General features: G+C 32.4%; 19 protein-coding genes. All 19 read left to right on the top strand.

Annotated elements, in window-relative coordinates; genetic code table 11:
* The first annotated feature begins 115 nt into the window (after positions 1-115).
* The 19 genes from HALHA_RS12030 to HALHA_RS13205 all read left to right on the top strand — a co-directional run bounded on the left by HALHA_RS12030 (position 116) and on the right by HALHA_RS13205 (position 20,667).
* Entirely contained in the window at positions 116-712 is a 597-nt protein-coding gene (locus HALHA_RS12030; protein ID WP_015328044.1) for a YueI family protein, read from the top strand.
* A gap of 80 nt (positions 713-792) precedes the next feature.
* Positions 793-2,043, top strand: a complete 1,251-nt coding sequence (murA, locus tag HALHA_RS12025) for a UDP-N-acetylglucosamine 1-carboxyvinyltransferase (protein ID WP_015328043.1) — start codon at positions 793-795, stop codon at positions 2,041-2,043.
* A gap of 89 nt (positions 2,044-2,132) precedes the next feature.
* On the top strand, positions 2,133-3,044 hold the full coding sequence (gene spoIID, locus HALHA_RS12020) for a stage II sporulation protein D (protein ID WP_015328042.1): 912 nt from the start codon (positions 2,133-2,135) through the stop codon (positions 3,042-3,044).
* 51 nt (positions 3,045-3,095) lie between these two features.
* Positions 3,096-3,806, top strand: a complete 711-nt coding sequence (locus HALHA_RS13210) for a M23 family metallopeptidase (protein ID WP_015328041.1) — start codon at positions 3,096-3,098, stop codon at positions 3,804-3,806.
* A gap of 77 nt (positions 3,807-3,883) precedes the next feature.
* Positions 3,884-4,165 carry a sporulation transcriptional regulator SpoIIID gene (gene spoIIID, locus HALHA_RS12010; protein WP_015328040.1) on the top strand — a complete coding sequence of 94 codons (282 nt, stop codon included), beginning with the start codon at positions 3,884-3,886 and terminating at the stop codon, positions 4,163-4,165.
* Between the two features lie 148 nt (positions 4,166-4,313).
* A complete protein-coding gene (gene flgF, locus HALHA_RS12005; protein ID WP_015328039.1) occupies positions 4,314-5,057 on the top strand; it encodes a flagellar basal-body rod protein FlgF in 744 nt (247 codons plus the stop codon).
* A gap of 24 nt (positions 5,058-5,081) precedes the next feature.
* The gene (flgG, locus tag HALHA_RS12000) at positions 5,082-5,870 is read left to right on the top strand and encodes a flagellar basal-body rod protein FlgG (protein WP_015328038.1); all 789 of its coding nucleotides are present in this window, start codon (positions 5,082-5,084) and stop codon (positions 5,868-5,870) included.
* Positions 5,871-5,882: 12 nt separating this feature from the next.
* Positions 5,883-6,854, top strand: a complete 972-nt coding sequence (gene flgA, locus HALHA_RS11995) for a flagellar basal body P-ring formation chaperone FlgA (RefSeq protein WP_015328037.1) — start codon at positions 5,883-5,885, stop codon at positions 6,852-6,854.
* A 26-nt stretch (positions 6,855-6,880) separates the two neighbouring features.
* Positions 6,881-7,453: a flagellar basal body L-ring protein FlgH gene (locus HALHA_RS11990; protein WP_015328036.1), complete on the top strand. Its 573-nt coding sequence runs from the start codon at positions 6,881-6,883 to the stop codon at positions 7,451-7,453.
* A 13-nt stretch (positions 7,454-7,466) separates the two neighbouring features.
* Entirely contained in the window at positions 7,467-8,558 is a 1,092-nt protein-coding gene (locus HALHA_RS11985) for a flagellar basal body P-ring protein FlgI (protein ID WP_015328035.1), read from the top strand.
* A gap of 11 nt (positions 8,559-8,569) precedes the next feature.
* Positions 8,570-8,863, top strand: a complete 294-nt coding sequence (locus tag HALHA_RS11980; protein WP_015328034.1) for a rod-binding protein — start codon at positions 8,570-8,572, stop codon at positions 8,861-8,863.
* 16 nt (positions 8,864-8,879) lie between these two features.
* The gene (locus HALHA_RS11975; protein ID WP_015328033.1) at positions 8,880-10,640 is read left to right on the top strand and encodes a SpoIVB peptidase S55 domain-containing protein; all 1,761 of its coding nucleotides are present in this window, start codon (positions 8,880-8,882) and stop codon (positions 10,638-10,640) included.
* A gap of 168 nt (positions 10,641-10,808) precedes the next feature.
* Positions 10,809-15,020 carry a translocation/assembly module TamB domain-containing protein gene (locus HALHA_RS11970; protein WP_015328032.1) on the top strand — a complete coding sequence of 1,404 codons (4,212 nt, stop codon included), beginning with the start codon at positions 10,809-10,811 and terminating at the stop codon, positions 15,018-15,020.
* A gap of 29 nt (positions 15,021-15,049) precedes the next feature.
* Positions 15,050-16,765, top strand: a complete 1,716-nt coding sequence (locus HALHA_RS11965; protein WP_015328031.1) for a BamA/OMP85 family outer membrane protein — start codon at positions 15,050-15,052, stop codon at positions 16,763-16,765.
* Between the two features lie 15 nt (positions 16,766-16,780).
* A complete protein-coding gene (locus HALHA_RS11960; protein ID WP_015328030.1) occupies positions 16,781-17,263 on the top strand; it encodes an OmpH/Skp family outer membrane protein in 483 nt (160 codons plus the stop codon).
* Between the two features lie 32 nt (positions 17,264-17,295).
* Positions 17,296-18,426, top strand: a complete 1,131-nt coding sequence (locus HALHA_RS11955) for a coiled-coil domain-containing protein (protein ID WP_015328029.1) — start codon at positions 17,296-17,298, stop codon at positions 18,424-18,426.
* Positions 18,427-18,443: 17 nt separating this feature from the next.
* Positions 18,444-18,908 carry an OmpH/Skp family outer membrane protein gene (locus tag HALHA_RS11950; RefSeq protein WP_015328028.1) on the top strand — a complete coding sequence of 155 codons (465 nt, stop codon included), beginning with the start codon at positions 18,444-18,446 and terminating at the stop codon, positions 18,906-18,908.
* Between the two features lie 65 nt (positions 18,909-18,973).
* Positions 18,974-20,020: a UDP-3-O-(3-hydroxymyristoyl)glucosamine N-acyltransferase gene (gene lpxD, locus HALHA_RS11945; protein ID WP_015328027.1), complete on the top strand. Its 1,047-nt coding sequence runs from the start codon at positions 18,974-18,976 to the stop codon at positions 20,018-20,020.
* On the top strand, positions 20,017-20,667 hold the full coding sequence (locus tag HALHA_RS13205; protein WP_015328026.1) for a YjbH domain-containing protein: 651 nt from the start codon (positions 20,017-20,019) through the stop codon (positions 20,665-20,667). The genes lpxD and HALHA_RS13205 overlap by 4 nt, the downstream gene beginning before the upstream one ends.
* The last annotated feature ends 17 nt before the right edge of the window (positions 20,668-20,684 follow it).

Raw genomic sequence — 20,684 nt, 5'->3', positions numbered from 1 at the left:
TGTAAATTAAAAGTGAAGCTTTATATCAGTATAAATAAAATTATTCATTAAGATTACCGAAGTTCCCCTTTATAAAAAGATAATTATATGTTAATACTAAATTAGAGGTGAAATCATGACTAATAATAAAGAGGATGATATTCAAAAGGAGGCCCTTAAAGGACAACAAAATAAAAGTAATTTAGAACAGCAAGTTGCAGCAGGGATGCATGGTGGTTTGGAGTTAAAAAAGGGAGAAAAAAATAGGTTTTTAGGTGAATTTAGAGAACGAGTTTTAATTGCACTAACATATAACCAAGTTAAAGCAGGTAAGGGTTATCAACAGGTAAAAGATAATATAAAAGACCCAGAAGCCACAAAGTTAATTGTAAATCGAGAGGTTGATCAAAAAAGTGCTAAAGAGTATATTAGATTGGCCCGAGAAGCTAACCTTTCTTTTAAAAGGGTTGATTCACCAGATTTTACGGGGGATATAGCATTAATAGTTGTGAGTGATCATGCCGTAAATAAAGAAGATGTATCTATTAGGGATAAAGAGAAGTATTTATTAGAGCAAGGAATACCTAAAGAGTTAATTGATGCTCAAGGTGATAAAGTATGCGCAGATTGTTATCAACTAGTAAAAGAAAAGGCGCCACAAGAATTGGATAATTATCAACAGTTTTCCTGGTTAGATAAACTATTAGGTGCAGAATGTCCAGGGCCTCATTAGATATAGTAAACATTCAAGCAGGAACTTAATTATTAATCAAGAATATCGTTAGAGAAGATTTAGTTGACAGGAGGTATAATATGAAACGAATAATAATTAATGGTGGTAATAAATTAGGTGGTAAAATAGGCATTAGTGGTGCCAAGAATGCAGCATTACCAGTGATTATGGCTGCGTTAATGGGCCAAGGTGAAAGTATATTATATGATGTTCCCCATTTAAGAGATGTTAATAATCTAATTAAGATTCTAAATGCTTTAGGTGCTAAAACTGAATTTAAAGATAATAGATTACTAGTTAATACAAATGCACTTAATAAATTAGAGGTTCCTGCTAAATTAGCTACTCAAATGAGGGCTTCTTATTATGCATTAGGGGCTTTATTAGGTCGTTATGGAGAAGTGACTACTACTTTACCTGGTGGTTGTAAGATCGGGAGGAGACCAGTTGATTTACATTTGAAAGGTTTTAAAGCTTTAGGAGCAGAAATAAATAGAGATGGCTGCATAATTAATCTTCAAGCTGATAAATTAATTGGGGATAAAATATATCTAGATTATCCTAGTGTAGGTGCAACTATGAATATTATGATGGCAGCTACTATGGCCCAAGGAGAAACCATGATTGAAAATGCAGCTAAAGAACCAGAGATTGTTGATTTGGCTAGTTACTTAAATGTGATGGGGGCCAAAGTCAAAGGAGCTGGAACAAATTTAATTAGAATTCAAGGGGTTAAGAAACTTCAGGGGAGAGAATATACAATTATTCCTGACCGGATCGAAGCTGGGACTTATATAATATCTGCTGCTATTACAAATAGTCAATTATATATTGATAATGTATTAGTAGAGCATATTAATTCCTTACTGGCTAAATTAAGAGAGATGGGAATAAAGATCAAAGAAGATGTTAATGGGGTGGAAGTAATTGCAAATAAACCATTAAATGCAGTTGATATAAAAACGCTGCCCTACCCTGGTTTTGCTACAGACTTACAAGCTCAGACTATGGCTTTATTAACTCAGGTAAAGGGCCAAGCTAAAGTAACTGAGACTGTATTTGAAGATAGGTTTGGTCATGTAAGCCAACTTAAGAAAATGGGGGCTAAAATCAAGGTAGAAGGAAATGCTGCTGCAGTGCAGAATAGTAATTTAATTGGTGCTAGAGTCAAAGCTACTGATTTAAGAGCGGGTGCTAGTTTAGTACTGGCTGGATTAGCAGCAGAAGGTCAAACAGAAATAGAAGATATTTACCATATTAAGCGTGGATATGAAGACATAACTAATAAATTAACTAATGTAGGAGCTAAAATTAAAGAAGTTGAACAATAAACTGTGGTAAGAAGTAGGGGCTAATAATAAATATTATATAGGACACTCATATTTAGTAAAATAAACCAGGTAGGTCAAGGAGGTTTAGATTGAAGGATGTTCTAATAGTATTTATTATTTGCAGTTTATTATTTATCTTTATTATTCCTACTACGGTAGTATTTTTAACCGATCAATTGCAACCTATACAAAAGAGTATTAAAGTATATAATAGTAAGACAAAAGAAGTTATAGAATTACAGATAGAAGAGTATCTTAAAGGGGTGTTAGCTGCAGAAATGCCTGCTTCTTTTCCTATAGAAGCTCTAAAAGCTCAGGCAGTAGCAGCTAGAACTTATACTTTTAAAAGGTTAGCTAATCAAGAGCAATTAACAACTAATAGTAGAGTAGATCAAGCATGGCTTTCTCAACAGGATTTATTAGAAAGATGGGGACTAATTAATTATTTTAAGTATTGGCCTAAGGTTTCTGCTGCTGTAGAGGAGACTAAGGGGTTAATTCTAACTTATCAAGGGAGAATTATAGATTCTGTTTATCATTCTTCTAGTGGGGGCCAGACTGCCTCTGCTAAAGAAGTGTGGGGCAATAAGATTCCTTATTTACAGAGTGTAAGAAGTAGGTATGAACGAAGTTCTCCATATAATAGGAATAGAAAAGTATTTACCATGACTGAGTTATCTCAAAAATTAAATCTTGACAATAGTACTATTAAGTCTATAAGAATAACTAAATTAAGTAATAGTGGGCGAGTATTAAAAATTAAAATAGGAGATAGATTTTTCACAGGTCAAGAGCTAAGGAATGAATTAGGGTTATTATCCACTGATTTTTCTTTTGATATTACCGGGCGAAGAATTGAGTTTATTACTTCTGGTTATGGACATGGAGTCGGTTTAAGTCAGTATGGTGCTCAAGGAATGGCTAATCAAGGCTATAGTTTTAGTCAAATTTTAAAGTACTACTACCACGGAGTAAAATTTTCGCTGGTAGATTATGATTAATATGCATAAATAAATAATCTCTGGGAAGTATAATTCCCGGAGGTGGCATAAATGAATAAAGAACAGAAAGACTTAACTGCTAAATTAAAATCAATTATGAAGCAAATAGACTGGAGAAGGAGTTTATCAGTAATTGGGCTATTTTTCATTTTAGGAGCTAGTTTTGCAGTTTATCAACACTATAATAAACCTACTCAACAAAGTGAGCTTAGTCAACAAGCTAAAGTGGAAATAGTTGATATTAAAACTAAAGAAACTAATTATGATTTGGGTAGTAAAAAATTGGAGTTGCCAGTAAGAAAAAAGACTAAAGATGCTACTGGTACAAAGCCTAAGCAAGCTGTTAAAGTAACTAATAATCAAGTAGCTAATGCCCAGTTTGAAAATTTAATTATGCCGGTTAATGGAGAAGTTATAAGTTCTCGTCAATGGTATAAAGATGAAACATTGGATGCTTGGAGGTATAATCCAGGTGTAGATATTGCTGCTAAGATCGGAACAAAGGTTAAAGTAGTTCAGGATGGTAAGGTAGAAGAGATAATTAAAGATGATTTTAAAGGAATTACAGTTATTATTAAACATCAGGATGAATTTAAGACTTTATATGGTAACTTACGAAGTTGTAAAGTAAAAGAAGGATCTCCAGTAAAGAAAGGCCAAATAATTGGAGAAGTAGGAGATAGTGGTTCAGATAAGAACAGATTACATTTTGAAATTATTAAAGCAGGAAAAAGAGTACCACCTACAAAATATTTGAAGTAAATTCCAAATATTTTGTAATATTACTTGTCCTTTAGCATATGTATATAGTAAATGGATACGGATAAGGGGGACAAGTAATGAAGGATTATATTTATCGTCGAGTTTTAGAGGTTGGTAACTACATATATGAGACTAAAGCTACAGTTAGACAAGCCGCAAAAGTTTTTGGAGTTAGTAAGAGTACTATTCATAAAGATGTAACAGATAGAATAAAAAAAGTAGATGAAGAGTTAGCAGAAGATGTACGAGAGGTATTAGATTATAATAAGGCTGAGCGCCATTATAGAGGTGGAGAGGCTACAAGAAAGAAGTATTTAAATCAAAATGAGGAACAAATGATAGAGGAGGTTGGCAAATAAGCCAGTCTCTTTTTATTTTTAATAATTTTTAGCTATTATTAATTATAAGTATATTATAAAACAAAATTTTATTTAAAATAAGAGAGGATTTTGTCCTTAGATATATAAATAAGTAAATAAGTGTCTATAAAGGAGGTAAGATTATTTCATGATAAAAGGATTATATACAGCTGCTTCAGGAATGCAGGCATCATTACAAAAAAATAATATAATTTCAAATAATTTGGCTAACATTAATACAACTGGTTATAAAAAGGAGATGACTGTTAATAAGTCTTTTTCTGAAGAATTAGTAACAAGGATGGATGGTGAAGTTACTGATATAGGTCAGGGAGGTAGTAGTGTAGTTGTTGCAGGAGCTACTACTGACCAAAGTACAGGTAGTTTTAAGAAGACAGGAAATAAACTGGATTGGGCGATTGAAGGTTCTGGCTTTTTTACAATTCAAACACCTTATGGGGTCAGATATACTAGAAATGGTGACTTTACTATTAATAAGCAAAATCAAGTAGTTACTCAAAATGGATATTTAGTGAGAGGAGAAGAAGGAATTTTAAAGCTACCTCCACAAAGTGAACAAGTTAGTTTAAAAAATAATAAGTTAGTAGTTAATGGAGAGATAATTAATAAGGTTAAACTTAAAGATTTTCCTAATAAAGCTGGTTTAGAAAAAGCAGGAGGTACACTGTTTAGATGGACCCCACAAGCGGGCCAAGCTTTTGCTGCTCAAGGAGAGATCCAACAGGGCTTTTTAGAACAATCTAATGTAAATGTAGTAGAAGAAATGGTAAAGATGATAGCAAATAGTCGTAAATACGAGGCTAATCAAAAGATGATTAAAGCTCATGACAATACTTTAGGTAAGGCTGTTAATCAAGTAGGTAAGGCATAAAAACATTATTAGGGAGTGAAGAAGATGATTCGATCATTATGGACTGCAGCATCAGGTATGAAAGCACAACAGTTAAATGTTGATACTATTTCTAATAATTTAGCTAATGTTAACACGACAGGTTTTAAGAAGTCAAGAGCTAGTTTTCAAGATTTAATGTATCAAACAATTAAGCAACCAGGAACTCCAAATAGTCAAGGTTCTCAAATTCCGACTGGAATTCAGGTTGGTCATGGGGTACGTGCAGCTGCTACGCAAAAAATATTTACGCAAGGTAGTTTGAAGAACACAGGGAATTCACTTGATTTAGCTATTCAGGGAGATGGATTCTTTAAGGTGCGGTTACCAGATGGTAGTATTGGATATACTCGTGATGGTTCTTTTAATTTAGATAGTATGGGCCAATTAGTAACATCTGATGGTTATAAGCTACAACCACCGATTAATATCCCAGCTGATGCAACAAATGTTACAATCAATGAAGAAGGGATGGTAACTTATATGACTCCTGGAGCTGATGTTCCTCAAGAAGGAGGTCAGATTGAGTTGGCTAACTTTGCTAATCCAGCGGGGTTAAAGGCAATTGGTCAAAATATCTATAAACAAACAGCAGCATCTGGAGGGGCTATGGATGGAGTTCCAGGTCAGGCAGGTTATGGAACATTGGCCCAAGGTTTCTTAGAATCTTCAAATGTTAAGGTGGTAGATGAAATGGTAGACATGATAGCTGCTCAAAGGGCTTATGAAGTCAATTCTAAAGCAATTAAAACATCTAATGATATGTTAAAGCAAGCTAATAATCTAAAAAGATAGGAGCAAGAAATAATGAAGGGGCAGTTAGTACTTATTAGTTGTTTATTAGTAGTTCTGTTATGTAATGTAGGAGTCAAAGCTCAACAGATGAATACTATTATTATCCCCCAACAGGTAAAAGTAAAACAGATAGAGATTGAATTAAAGGATATAGCTTATATAAATGGAAGTAATTCGTTTATAAAACAAGTAGGGGGTATTAGTCTAGGTCGAGCCCCACTACCCGATTATAGAAGGAGTATCTATCGTCAAGAGGTTATTTATGCTCTAAAAAGGAGTAATGTTAATTTATCACAACTTAATTTTAACGTACCTTACCAATTTAGTGTTGTAAGTGATTATCGTAATTTGTCTGTTAAACAGATAATTCAAAAGGGGAAAAATTATATTTATAATCGTCTTCCCTATGCAAATAAAGATTTAAAGATCACAGCAATTAATCCTCCTCAAAAGTTAAAAGTACCTTATGGAACTTTAGAATTTAAGGTAGGGGATAATTGGTCAAGTAATTTGTTGGGGAGAACTTCGGTTGCAATTAATATTGTAGTAAATGGTCAAGTATATAAACAGGTGTACTTACAATATCAAGTTAAGTTATGGAGGAAGGTATTAGTAGCTAAAAAAAGTTTAGAACGAGGCCAAATTATTAAGCCAAATTTATTCAAAAAACAGCGTAGGTTAGTCAAAAGCTCAAGACAAGAATTTGTTAGATTAGATACTCAACTAACAGGGCTGAAGTTAAAATCTTACTTAAGCCCAGGCCAACCGTTATTAAAGTGGATGGTAGAAAAGCCACCTTTAGTACGCAGGTGGAAAGAAGTAACAATAGTTGCTCAAGTAGGTGGGGTTAAAATCACTACGATAGGTAAAGCTTTAGAGCCTGGATATAAAGGAGAAATAATTAAAGTTAGAAATGAAAATACTGGCCAGACATTAAAGGGTAGAGTAGTTGCTAAGCGGAAAGTGAAGGTTATAATTTATTAGTTAGATCAAAGGAAGGTGAAGTGAAGATGCAATATAAGAGATTGGCCCTGATGATAGTAATTATATTATTTTCTACTACAACTATTCAAGCTGCTTCCCTTTGGAATCAGTCTAAATCTATGTATTCGGATGAACGGGCCTATAAAGCAGGAGATATCTTAACGATAATAGTTAGTGAAAATGCTACAGCAACCCAACAAGCTAGTACAGATGTTTCCCAGACTAATCAAGCTGCCGTAGGAGCAGGAACAGGAATTTTGGATTTTATTAATCCATTTGCGTTTGATGAAAGTGATAGTAGTTCAGCAGCTGGAAATACTAGCCGAAGTGGCAATCTATCTGCTAAAGTAGCTGTGAGAGTGGTTAAAGTATTACCTGATGGTAATTTAAAGATTTCTGGAATGAAAGAAATTATTATTAATGATGAAAGACAGAAGATAAATTTAAGTGGAATAATTAGACCCGAAGATATTTCTGCTGGAAATACAATTCAATCAAATTATATAGCTAATTTAGATATTAATTATGAAGGTAAAGGGGTCATTGCTAACAAACAAAAGCCAGGAATTATTACTAGAATTCTTAATTGGTTCTTTTAGAAAGAGGGGTAAAATGAAGAGATATTTAATTAGTATATTATTTATAATCTTAATTGTTAATAGTTCAGTTATGGCTTTAACCCCTGATCAACCAAGTGTTAATGAACCTTTAGTGAGAATAAAAGATATAACACGGGTTAAAGGAGTAAGAGATAATCAATTAATTGGATATGGATTAGTAGTTGGTCTAAATGGGACTGGAGATGGAGATAGTGCTTATACAGTCCAATCAGTAGCTAATATGTTGCAAAATTTTGGGATTCAAGTAAATCCTGCTGAGATAGGAACGGATAATGTAGCAGCAGTAATGGTAACGGCTAAATTACCCCCGTTTGCTCGAGCCGGGGACAAAATTGATATTACTTTATCATCTATTGGTAGTGCAGATAGCTTAGCAGGTGGGACATTATTAATGACTCCTCTTCAAGGGCCAAGACAACAAAAAGTTTATGCTATGGCTCAAGGTCCAGTCTTAGTTGGAGGGGGTAATGGAGGTACTGCTACAGTTGGTAGAGTACCTAATGGGGCTATTATAGAGCGGGTTGTCCCTACTAAATTTACCTTTGGTGACCAGGTGACTTTAATTTTAAGTAATTCTAATTTTTCTACTGCCCAAAGAATAGCTGATGTAATAAATAATAACTTTGGTTATACTCCAACCGGTGGAGCATATGCTAAAGCCTTAGATGCTAGTCGAGTGGCAGTTAAGATACCACAACATTTTAAGAATAATAAGGTTAATTTTATCTCGCGGATCAATCAATTAGAAGTAAGACCAGATACTGAGGCAATAGTGGTAGTTAATAAGCGCAGTGGAACAGTTGTAATGGGGCATAATGTACGTTTGTCTAAAGTTTCAATAGCTCATGGAAATCTGACTATAACTATTGAGGCTAAGCAAGATAAACCTGCTAATCAAAATCAACAACCCAATCAGGAACAAGAAAAGAAAAAGAAGCGCTTAGTGGTTATGCCTAAGGGAGCTAGTGTTTCTGATGTAGTTAAAGGATTAAATGCAGTAGGGGCCAAACCTCAAGATATAATAGCTATTTTACAGGCTATTAAGCAAGCTGGAGCGCTACATGCTAAACTTAAGATTATGTAGGAGGTGATTAGATGAGGATAAATTCTCAGTTACAGTATAATCAATTTAAGATAGAACAGGCTCAAAATAAGATTAATAAACAGAATCAAGATAGGTTAAAAGAGGTCTGTGAGGATTTTGAATCAATATTTCTAGGGATGATGTTTAAACAGATGAAAGACGCTGGATTTAAATCTAAGCTTCTTGATACGGGAATCAAAGGAAAAATATTCAAAGATATGTATTATGATAAATTAGCTAAAGAAGCTGCCCAAAAGAGCAATTTAGGTATTGCAGAGGCTGCTTATCGGCAATTAAATAAGTAGGAAGGAAGGGATATGATTGCGAAAATACTCTCAAATAGTTCTAATAGTATTTATTTTTATCTTATTTGCTCATCCTGTGTTAGCTAGTCCTCAAATTATGCCTTTAAATCAGATTAAACCCGGTATGAAAGCGACAGGAAAGACAGTTATTAAGGGCACTAAAATAGAAAAATTTGATGTAGAGATAATTAGTATTTTAAGAAAGCAGGTAGGTCATCCTTTAATTTTAGTCAAGACAAGTGGTGATTTAATAGAACAAACTGGTGGTATTGCTTCAGGAATGAGTGGTAGTCCAGTTTATATTGATGGTAAGTTAATTGGAGCTGTTGGTTATGGTTGGCAGATGGCAAATCATAAGATTGGCATGGTAACTCCAATTAAAAGTATGTTAAGTATCTTTAAGATGAATCAACCTCAAGTCAATCGAGAGATTAACTTGACTAAACCAATTAGGATCGGAAAAAGGAAGTATACTAAAATTAGATTTGCTACAAAAGATCTAGAGGTTAAGAATAAAACTACTTTGGTAGCTAGGCCAGTAACTACTCCATTATTAGTAAGTGGCTTATATGGTAGGGCTAAAGAAAGGTTGGCCCAAGGATTAAAAAATTATGATGTAGTACCAGTTAATGCTGGTGGTCTGGTAGCTAAACAAAAAGAAGTAACCTTACAGCCAGGCAGTGCAGTAGCAGTTCAACTGGTAAGAGGGGATATTAATGTATCAGCAATTGGAACACTAACTTATCGTAATAAAGATAAAATCTTAGCTTTTGGTCATCCTTTCTTATCAAAAGGAAATGTTAACTATTTATTATCATCTGCTTATATTCATCAAATGATTAAAAGTGTTAAAATGCCTTTTAAGATTGGTTCTCCTCTTGATTTAAAGGGGCTAATTAATCAAGATAGAAAAGCTGGAATAGCAGGTGAAATTGGAAAGTTTCCTAATGTAATTCCAGTAAGAGTTAGTGTAACTGATAAAGATTTAAATAGAACAAGGAATTTTAGTTTTCAAATTATTAAAAATCAGGACTTATTAACTAAGTTAGCATCATCGGCTGTATTACAAACTATAGACAGTGCTATTGACCGACGGGGCGGAGGTACTTCACAGGTTGAGTTAAAGATTTTAAGTGGAAGTTTATCTGATGAACTAATTACTCAGAAAAATCTTTATTATAGTTCTAATGATATAGCTGTAGCATCTTTATCTAGTTTATTAAATGGCTTACATTTAATAATTAATAATCCTTTTCGAAAAGTTAATATAGCAGGTATCCACCTTAATATTAAAGTAGCACAAACGTCTAAGATAGCTACAATTGAAAAGGTTAAATTAAATAGATTTAAATTTCAACCAGGGGAAAAAATTAAAGCAGAGATAACTTTGCGTCCTTATAGAAGTAAAGCAATAAAAAAGAAAGTCAGTTTAAAAGTACCTCAAGATATTTCAAAAGATGAATTAAGGGTTCATGTATTGAGTGGACGAGAAGCAAATTTAGAGCAGGTTAGTTTAAATCAAGGTTCTTCGCTTTTTACATCTAAGATTAAAGGATTAGATGAATTAGTTAAGGATTATGAGGAGAAGAAGCAGAATAATCAATTAATAGTTGAATTAAGAAGTAATTATGCTTCCCAGTCTAAACCCAAAACGGATAAGAAAGAAACAAAACTTTCCAAGCAAAAATTAGATCAGGTAGAGTTAAATACAGATTATGTTTTAAATGGTAATAAAACGAAAAAAATTAATATTATATTGGATGAAGATGCTTCTTAAGCTCTCTAAGCAGGGAGCTTTTTTTATTTGGTAATAAGTTGTATTTATTTTAATAAATAACTAACTATATTTATTGCAAGATAGGCTAAAATGTAATATTATTAAAAGTGATTCGATGATATACAGCTAAAATATAGAATTTATTGCTATTAGACTGGAGGAAACAAGATGGTAGAGGAGGCTTTACAGTCTAAAAAGTCATTATTGATAGTAGGTATTTTATTATTTATTCTTGTAGCTACATTTTATCTAAATGATAATTTGTTACTACAGATTAAAGAGCCGGTAATTAGTCAGTTAGAGAAGAGGATAAAAACAGAGCTACAGATAGGTGAGGTAAGTTTAGGTGGATTTAATCAAATAATAATTAACGATGTAAGAATTAAAGGGGATATTTCGAATTTATTACAAGTAAAGCAGGTAATAATTAGCTATAATTTAGGGGATTTGATTTTTGGTGCCCTAAATCCGGTAAAGAGTATTGAAGAAATTAGTTTTATTGAACCACAATTGAGATTAATAAAAAGAAAAAAATGGAATTATCAGTCCCTAAAGAAGAGTATTCTTAAGTCTAGTCCTAATCAAACTAAATCTAAAACAAGTAATCTTTCTTTATCTCTTCAAATTAAAGATGGTAGAATAGAGTATGATACAAGTAAATTAACCACTGAATTTAAGCAATTAACCGGTCAAATTGATATTGAGGAGAATATAACTGTTAACTTAGGAGCTAAAGTAGCTACTTTAAAGGAGAGAATTAATTTAAAAGGAGTAATTAAAGGAGAAGAATACCAAGGGAAGCTTGATTTTAGTGACATTGATTTAGTTCGAGTAGCTAAGTTAATTGATTTTAATTCAAAAGTTGAGTATCAAGGTCTTTTAGCAGGTGAGATTAAGTTTAAAGGTCACTGGGGAAGTCTGCCCAATTACTATGGTGATTTAGCTTTAACTAAGGCTAGCTTATATTATAAAAATAATCGATTAAAAGATATTAGTGGTTATTTTAGCATTAATAATTATGGTTTAAAGGTAAAGAGGTTATTTGCTAGATATAAGAAATCGCCTTTAGTAGTTAAAGGAGAGGTTTTTAGTTGGCAAAAGCCTCAACTTAATTTAAAATATAAGTTTCCTCAACTACAGTTAGCTAAATTAAATAATTTTTTACCACCTAATTTAAACCTAGCTGGGTTAGCTAACATCACTGGGCATGTTAGAGGAGGACTAAAACAGCCTAATTTAGTAAGTGAAATTAAATTATCAACCGGAAAAATAAATCAGATTCCGATTAATGATTTTGCTAGTAAATTATATTATAAAGACGGAATTTTAAACTTGAAAAAATTAAATTTCAAGTATGGAAGTGGCCAATTTACTAGTAATGGTATGTTATCTATAAAAGATGATTTTAATTATATATTATCAGCTGAATTTAAGAAGATAGATTTAAGTCGACTTAAATCTATTATTCCAGGAAATTATTCCTTATCTGGCTTCACTAGTGGAGAAGGGATCATCTCTGGTAAAGGTTTTAAAAAGCAAGGAGTTAATTTCTTAGGATCATTATCTGTAGAACAGGGGTCAATTGCTGAGTATGAATTTGACCAATTTCAAAGTGATTTTTGGCTTAGTCAAGGCAAGATGTTTCTTAACCAGGCTCAGTTGATTGCTGATAAAAGTACTTTTGATTTAAGTGGGACAATTGATTTAGCAGGCAATATCAAACTAAATTTGGATGCAAATAAAATCAAATTAGAGGAATTAAAATCAATTCACCATTTAAATGAGTTAGCAGGTATTATAAGCTTAGATGGTAAGTTAGAAGGAAATTTATATAACCCTAGCTTTGTGGGTGATTTTAAGATTAATGATTTAGTTTATAAGGATTTGATTCAAGATAATCTAAATTTAGAAAAGGTTAATGGTCGGTTGACTTTTAAAGAGCAAGAACTTACTTTAACTCAAGTACAAGTGCCTAAATTAAATAGTCAACTATCAGGTAAGTTCAATTTTTCTAATCTAAAATCTAAATTATTAATTCAAGCAGCTAAAGTTAAGGCAGACAAATTATTATCAGCGTTAGGATTAGACTTACCAATCCAAGGATTAGTAACTGGTAGGACAAGAATTAATAATTTATTGGACAAACCTGTAATTAAAGGCCGGTTATCAGTAAGTAACGGGAAAGCTTATGGGCAACAATTTACTAAAGCGCAACTTAATTATAGTTATAAAGAGGGAGCATTTATAATTAATGATTTGCAGGCTAGATACAACAATAGCTTTGCCCAAGCTAAGGGTAGTTTAAAAGATAATTATTTGAATTTAAAATTTATTAGTGATAAATTAAGATTACAAGATATTAATCCATTGGTTAAATTAGCTAAAGTAGCAGGTCAAGCCAATGTAGAAGGTAGTTTATATGGAGATTTAGATAATCTTAAAGTAGCTGGTAAGGTAAGTAGCCATCAACTTAAAGTTAAGGGATATAAGTTAGGAGAAGTATCAGCTAGGCTGTATTATAGTCAATCAGAATTAGATGTTACAAATGGTAAGTTGAATGATCAAGATAATCAATATCAATTCGCAGGAAGTATAGATTTATATAAACAAAGCTTTGACCAGTTTGTAGTTGATATCATTAAAGGTGATTTAACTTATTTAAATCAACTACTTCCAGTTAAAATCAAGGGAGATTATCAATTAACTGGCCGGATTAAAGCTAATGGTTTTTTAAAAGAACCTAAATTATCACTAGACCTTTCAGCGCTAGATTCTGATAAGGAAGGTAGCTTAAAGTTACAAGGGGATTATTGGTTTAAAAATGGAGTTGATTTATTCTTAGCAGCTCATAATTTTAATTTAAATTTTTTAAATCAATTAGAGGAGGTACCTTATAAAGTAACTGGTGAGTTAGATTTGACAGGTCAAATAAGTGGTCAATTAGATAATTTAAATTTAGATTCAAATTTACAAGTATCTAAGGGCCAAATAGCTGATTTGAATTATCAACAGTTGGCTGGTCGATTAAGGATAATTAATGGTCAACAATTGCTTTTAAAACAAGAATTACAAGTGCAAGGCAATAATGTTCTCCAGGCTAAAGGTTTGGTTCCTTTAACTAAAGACGAAAGATTTGATCTTGATTTAAGATTAGAAGAAGGCAATTTAAGTCTCCTTTCATTGTTAGTAGATGATGTTGATTTGGCCCAGGGCCAAGGTTCAGCCCAGTTAAGTGTAGGGGGGACTTGGGAGCATCCTGTATTAACTGGAGAAGCAAAACTAAAGTCAGGAAGTATTTCTCATCCAGTCTTAGATAGAAAGATTAAAGGTTTAACAGGGAAGGTGCTTTTTAAAAAAGGTCAAGCAATGGTTAAGAAATTAACAGGCCAGTATGGGACAGGTCAATTTCAATTAGGGGGTACTATTGCTTTAGATGGTGTAGTTCCTGCTAATTATAACTTAAAGTTAACAGGTCAGGATATTGCATTTGAACATGGTTCTTGGCAAGGTTTAAATGATCTTCAATTAAAGATCGGTGGTTCTTTAAAGAAGCCATTAATTAAAGGAAATATTATAGCTCATAATATGAGATTTAGACTTCCTTTTAAGTGGCCAACAAAGAGTGATAAGAAACCAGCAGTTATTAAACCACGTTTTGATTTAGTAATAAAGCCTGGTCAAGATGTTAAAGTAGGTAATGAAAATATAGATATACTAGTGCAGAACGGAAAATTGAATTTAAAAACTGTTGATGGCACATTACAATTAACAGGAAGATTAAAATCTAATACAGGACGATTCACTTATTATAATACTGTTTTTGAGTTACAAGAAGGAACTGCTCGCTTTAATAAATATAGTTACATTCCTAATTTAGATATCCAAGCAAAGACTATGATTCAAGGCACTGAGATTAAACTTGATTTAGCAGGTCCTGCTAATCATTTAAACTTTGCTCTTAGTTCTGACCCTGCTTTAACTAGAAGAGAAATAATTAGTTTATTAATGGGTCAAGGAGGAATTGGGAACTTATTGCAGAAGAATTATGAACAAGCAGTCAAAAATGAATTATGGCGTATTATGGGAGAGGGATTAAAGACTGAATTATTGTATAAAGTAGAACGTTCGTTTGAACAATCATTAGATTTAGATAAAGTTAGAATTAAGTCACTACTAAGTAATCAATTGAAGATTGAAATAGGTAAATTTATCTTTGATAATTTTATGTTAAAGTATAATAGGACTTTTGGAATGGAAGAGAAACAATCATTAGGCTTTGAGTATAATTTTAGTCAAGGATTAGATAATTTACAATTAAGAGGAAGCTATAATAATTTAGGGAATTATAAATTAAGAATGGAAGCTACTATTCCTTTTTAATTTATAGCAAACAAAGGAGGATGAATTTAATGGAGCTTAATAGATTAGGTATTGTAACTTTAGTATTGATTTTATTAACAGTTAATGGAGGGCTTGCAGTAGCTGCTAAACCAGTATCTGTAGCACCTGGAGATTTATCTAGTAATACTATTACTAAAATCAAGGTAGCTGGAAATGATCATATTTCTGAGAGTATGATTTTAAATCAAATTAAGACTAAAGTAGGGGATAAGGTTTCTTATCAACAACTAAAAAAGGATATGCAAACAATTTTTGATCTAGGTTATTTCTTTGATGTACGAGTTAATTTTAAAAATCATGCTGAGGGGATTATGCTTATTTTTGAAGTCTTTGAACATCCTAAATTAGAAGCTATTAAGATTAAGGGAAATAAGAAGATTTCTGATAGTAAGATTAAAGAAATATTACAGATAGAACCTGGAGAAGTATTAAATATTAATAGATTAAACAAAGATATTAAAGAGATTAATAAGTTTTATCAAGAAGAAGGTTATGTATTAGCTAAAGTAGTTGATATGACAATTAAGAATAATAATGAATTACACCTTAAGATCAATGAAGGTAAACTTAATAAAATTCTAATAACTGGAAATAATGTAACTAAAGATTATGTTATTAGACGAGAGTTATCTTTACAACCAGGTCAAGTATTTAATATTAATCAAGTTTGGGAAGATTTAAGGGATATTTATAATCTAGGTTATTTTAAGGATGTAAAGCCTAAATTTAATAAAGTAGAAGGAAATCGCCAAGCTGTTAATCTAGAAATCCATGTTAAAGAAGCTAAGACTGGTACCTTTAGTATTGGTGCAGGATATAGTGGAACAAGTGGTTGGACTGGGTTAATTAATATTAAAAAGGATAATCTTTTTGGCCGAGGACAGAGTGTAAAACTAAAGTGGCAATTTGGTTCTAAAAAGAATACGTATGAGATTGGTTTCTATGAACCATGGGCGTTTGGAACTAAAACTAGTATTAATTTAAATTTATATAATAAACGAGAAACTAGACCGAGTGGTACCGAAGAGAAGACTAAGGGAGGAAGTATTACTGTTGGTCGGCCACTAACTGAGAATACTAAAGGATATCTGAAACTAAATATTGATAAAAAGAAGGTAGGAACTGGTAGTTGGCAGGATAATAACAGCTTAACTCTTAAGACGGTTAGAGATACTAGAGATAATATCTTTAATCCAAGAACAGGTAGTAGGGTTGAATTCTCAGTTAAAAAGGCAGGAATTCTAGGCGGGGATAATGATTATGCTAAATATGAAATCGATGCTAGAAAGTATTTACCCGTTGGGGATGACAATAGTTGGGCCTTTCGCTTAAAATTAGGTGAAAGTAGTGGAGACTTAGGAAATAATAGGTACTTTCTATCAGGTTTAGATGGGGTTAGAGGTTATAATAGTAACTATTATACCTCTCAAACAGATTATAAGCCTAAAGAAGCAGGATTTATTGGAGATTCAATTGTAGTTAGTAATATAGAGTATCGCCATAAATTAGTAGATAAAGTTACAGGGGTTGCCTTTTTAGATGCAGGTAGAACTTTTAAGGATAATATTGAATTAGATAAGCTAACAGACCTTAATTATTCTGTAGGATTAGGGGTTAGATTCCAGACTCCAATAGGACAATTAGGTTTAGATTATGGTTATGCTCCTGATGCACAATTAAAGTCAAAGAGTGACTTTAGTATTAGAATTGGAAATAGATTTTAATAGGGAGGCTGTCCAATGAAAAAACGAATAATGATTGTAACTAGTTTATTATTTGCTATTGTATTAACAGGTGTTCTAATCAACCAACCTGTTAAAGCACAAAAGAAGGTTGAAGCTCAGATTGGCTATGTTAATATGCAAAAATTATTTAATAATCATCCGGGTAAAAAAGCTTCTGAAGTAAAATTGCAGCAGGAAGCTAAAAGTCTGCAGAAAAAATTGGAAGTTGAAGCTAAAGATTTAAGTAAAGAAAAAAGACAACAGCTACTGCAAAAGTACCAACAGCAGCTCTCTGAATTAGAACGTGAATTAGTAGGGGAAGTAATGAAAGATATTAATCAAAAGATTAGACAGGTAGCTCAGGAAAAAGAAATTACTATTGTAGTCGATAAGTCAGCTGTATTAGCTGGAGGATATAATTTAACTGATGAGGTATTAAATTTGATCGAAGCTGAAACTGAAGATAAGAAAACAGATGAAAAAACAGATAAAAAATAGATTACTAACCAAGATGAAAGTAGGTGTCTTGTATGTTCCAACAACGTTGGTTTAAGATTGGTCTTGGATTATTAATTGTTGTGGTGTTGGGATTTGCAGGTTATGGTAAGGCACAGGTTAAAATTAAAGCTAATAGTGATAGGACTAATAATTCAAAAGTTGGAGTAGTCAATCTTGACAGGTTATATAAAGCCCATGAGTTAACTAATCAAATTAAACACTTAGAACAGCAAATTGTTAATGCACAGTTAAATTTACAAGGTGAACAAGATAATTTAAATCAAGTAAAAAAGAGTAGTCAAACACAGTTAAATAACTTTAAGCAACAGTTACAAAGTCGGTTAGCTATGATAAAAAAAGATTATCAAAGCAAAATTAAGCAGGAACAAAATAAGTTAAAGCAGAACTTAAAGGAATACCAAAAACAACTACAAGATGGAATAGCTAATAAGATCTCTCAACGTAAAAATAAGTTAAAAAGAGAGTTAGCTAAAACAATTAATCAAAAACAAAAGAACTATAAGCAGCAATTAGAAGTTTATGAGACTAAATTAGCTAAAAAATATAATACAAAGATTCTTAATTTAAGATTAAAGTTACAGTTAAATTCTTTGGCCCGAGAGGAAGCTAAAGCTTATCGACAAAAGTTAGAGAAATTAACTTCTATTAAGCAAAAGAAGATTAGGCAGCAAAAGGCCTTATATGACCAGCAGTTAGAAGAATTTATTAAACAAAAGAAAGAAGAAATTCAGAAAAAATTAACCACTTATCAGCAACAATTAGTTAAAGATGCAGAAGAGGAATTCAAGGTAAAACAGAAGCAATTGGAGAAAGAATTTAAGGATGAATTAATTGAACTTAATCAAAAGTTAAAAGAAGCTACAGCTAATCAAAAGCAGGGTTTAAAACAGGATATTAAATCTAATTTAGAGGTAGTTAAGGATCAACTATTATCTAAAGTAACGGCTAAGATTAAGCAATTAAAGACTGAAATTAATCAATTAAAAAAAAGAAAAAAGCAATTAGTCTCTAAAAGAGAAGCAGATATTAATCAGGTAATCAAAAAAGTTGCAACTAAAAAAGAAATTGATCTAGTATTAACTAATCCTAAAGAGAATATATCAGCAATTAATCTAACTGCTATGGTAAAAAGTGAAATGTAGCTAGGAGGAATAGATAAATGTCACAGAAAATAATTAAGATTAGTTTATTAGGAATACTTGTACTAGGATTACTAGTAGGTTGTGCTCAGCAGGATACTAAGCCTAAGGTTAAGATTAAAACTAAAATAGAGAAATTAAAAGTCGCCGTAGTTAATAAAGATAAAATCTGGACTAAAAGTAAGAGCGCCCAAGAGTACCAAAAGAAATTAAACCAAGAAATTAAGCAGCTACAGCAAAATTATCAAAAAGAAAGTAAGGACTTAAATCAAGGTGAAAAAGTAAAAAAACAACAAAAGTTATATCTAAAGATTAATGATTTACGAGCTAAACTAAGAGATCAATTTAAAAATAAGATTAAGCAGGCTATAAAGGAAATAGCTCAGGAGAAAGATTATGATATAGTATTAGATCAAACAGAGGTTAAGTATGGTGGAACAAATATTACAGATAAGGTAATTAAAAAGTTAGATTCAGAGAAATAATAGTAAGGGGGAGAACATTTGTTCTTCCCTATTACATATCTAGGTCTAGTTGTGGAGGGAGAAATATGGGAAAGAAATTAAAGGAGTTGGCCCGGTTAGTAACAGGAGAAGTTATTGGCAAGGAAGAAATAGTGATTAATGGAGTTGGTGGCGCTGATAATGCTCAAAGTAATCAGATTACTTTTGCTCAAAATGAGAAGTTTTTAAAAGAAGCAGAACAAAGGGCAGCCGCTGTCATTATAAATCAGAAGTTATCTCAGTTAGAGATTAATATACCAGTAATAGTAGTAGATAACCCTCGTTTAGCTTTTGCTAAAATTGCTAAGGAGTTTATTTCTTGTCCTTATTATAATTCCCAGATTAGTAAGCAGGCTGTTATTAGTCCTCAGGCAGATGTGGGAACAAATGTATCAATTCATCCAGGAGTGGTTATTGCTGAGGGGGCCAAGGTTGCAGATGATGTGGTTTTAGCCCCAGGAGTTTATGTAGGTACAAATGTAAGGATAGAAGCAGGGAGCATTTTACATCCTAATGTAGTGGTTGAACATGATTGTCAGCTAGGAGAGAGAGTTGAGGTTCATCCTGGTACTGTAATTGGTGCAGAAGGTTATGGATTTGAGACTAGTGAAGAAGGTCATGTTAAGGTGCCACAATTTGGGGATGTAATAGTTGAGGATGATGTAGAAATCGGGGCCAATGTAACAATAGATAGAGCTGCTACTGGTTCAACAGTTATTGGTCGAGGAACTAAGATGGATAATTTAATTCATATTGCACATAACGTAGAGATTGGCCCAGAATGTTTAATTATTGCTCAAGTAGGAGTTGCTGGCAGTGCTAAAGTAGAAGAGAGAGTTACTCTAGCTGGTCAGACTGGGGTAGCAGGACACTTAACTATTGAAGATAATGTAACTGTAGCTACTAATAGTGTAGTTACTAATGATATATCTGCTGGTTCTTTTGTCTCTGGTTATCCAGCTCATGATCATCGTGCTGAAAGAAGAATCAAAGCAAGTCGTAAAAAGTTACCACAAATGAGAAGTAAAATGAGAAAATTAGAAAAAGAGGTAGCCCAACTAAAAGAAAAATTATCTAAGGAGGAAGGAATATGAAGAGAATAACTGTTAGTTTAGTCTTTCTTTTAATCTTTAGTTTTACTGGGGTAGGTTATGCTCATAATGTAGGTGCGTTTGGCCCGAATGATTTACTGACGATTCCAACTGCTGATATTTTAACCACGGGAGATTTAAGTTTAAATTACCAACGAGTAACTGGGGAGAATAGCCAAGATTTAGTAGCAGGTGTTTATGGTTTAAGAGAAGGAGTTCAGGTTGGTGCAGTGATTAATTGGAATTCTGCTCAAAGAGGTCCTCAAATAGCACCTTCGATTAAAGCTAGAATAATATCAGAAGATGGTAGTTATCGTCCGCAGTTAAGTATTGGAGTTAATGGAGATAGTAATTACTTAGTTGCTAGTAAATCAACCCCTTATTATGGTCTGCGGGTTCATTTTGGGGTTGGAGAAGAAGATTATTTTGCTGACCATGCATTTGCAGGGATTAGTAAAGTTGTTAATGCAGTTACTGTTTCTTCAGGGGATAATTATGTGAAACTTCCAATTACCACTTTAATAGCAGAGTATAATGGTGGGGTTAATTTAGGAGCTAAATTTAATTTTGAACCAGGAGTTGAGGTAAATTTAGGTGTCTTAAATTTAAATGAGTTTACTTTTGGGGTTGGATTTAAAAATAAATTTTAATTGTTTAGTTAAGGTGC

This window comes from Halobacteroides halobius DSM 5150, assembly GCF_000328625.1.
Classification (GTDB): domain Bacteria; phylum Bacillota; class Halanaerobiia; order Halobacteroidales; family Halobacteroidaceae; genus Halobacteroides; species Halobacteroides halobius.
Note: the sequence above shows the minus strand (reverse complement) of the source record. Positions and strands in the feature narration are given on the sequence as shown.

Excerpts from the sequence above, each read along its gene's own strand:
- HALHA_RS12030 (WP_015328044.1), top strand. The coding sequence starts at position 116 with ATGACTAATAATAAAGAGGATGATATTCAAAAGGAGGCCCTTAAAGGA.
- murA (WP_015328043.1), top strand. The coding sequence starts at position 793 with ATGAAACGAATAATAATTAATGGTGGTAATAAATTAGGTGGTAAAATA.
- HALHA_RS13210 (WP_015328041.1), top strand. The coding sequence starts at position 3,096 with ATGAATAAAGAACAGAAAGACTTAACTGCTAAATTAAAATCAATTATG.
- spoIIID (WP_015328040.1), top strand. The coding sequence starts at position 3,884 with ATGAAGGATTATATTTATCGTCGAGTTTTAGAGGTTGGTAACTACATA.
- flgF (WP_015328039.1), top strand. The coding sequence starts at position 4,314 with ATGATAAAAGGATTATATACAGCTGCTTCAGGAATGCAGGCATCATTA.
- flgG (WP_015328038.1), top strand. The coding sequence starts at position 5,082 with ATGATTCGATCATTATGGACTGCAGCATCAGGTATGAAAGCACAACAG.
- flgA (WP_015328037.1), top strand. The coding sequence starts at position 5,883 with ATGAAGGGGCAGTTAGTACTTATTAGTTGTTTATTAGTAGTTCTGTTA.
- HALHA_RS11990 (WP_015328036.1), top strand. The coding sequence starts at position 6,881 with ATGCAATATAAGAGATTGGCCCTGATGATAGTAATTATATTATTTTCT.
- HALHA_RS11985 (WP_015328035.1), top strand. The coding sequence starts at position 7,467 with ATGAAGAGATATTTAATTAGTATATTATTTATAATCTTAATTGTTAAT.
- HALHA_RS11980 (WP_015328034.1), top strand. The coding sequence starts at position 8,570 with ATGAGGATAAATTCTCAGTTACAGTATAATCAATTTAAGATAGAACAG.
- HALHA_RS11970 (WP_015328032.1), top strand. The coding sequence starts at position 10,809 with ATGGTAGAGGAGGCTTTACAGTCTAAAAAGTCATTATTGATAGTAGGT.
- HALHA_RS11965 (WP_015328031.1), top strand. The coding sequence starts at position 15,050 with ATGGAGCTTAATAGATTAGGTATTGTAACTTTAGTATTGATTTTATTA.
- HALHA_RS11960 (WP_015328030.1), top strand. The coding sequence starts at position 16,781 with ATGAAAAAACGAATAATGATTGTAACTAGTTTATTATTTGCTATTGTA.
- HALHA_RS11955 (WP_015328029.1), top strand. The coding sequence starts at position 17,296 with ATGTTCCAACAACGTTGGTTTAAGATTGGTCTTGGATTATTAATTGTT.
- HALHA_RS11950 (WP_015328028.1), top strand. The coding sequence starts at position 18,444 with ATGTCACAGAAAATAATTAAGATTAGTTTATTAGGAATACTTGTACTA.
- lpxD (WP_015328027.1), top strand. The coding sequence starts at position 18,974 with ATGGGAAAGAAATTAAAGGAGTTGGCCCGGTTAGTAACAGGAGAAGTT.
- HALHA_RS13205 (WP_015328026.1), top strand. The coding sequence starts at position 20,017 with ATGAAGAGAATAACTGTTAGTTTAGTCTTTCTTTTAATCTTTAGTTTT.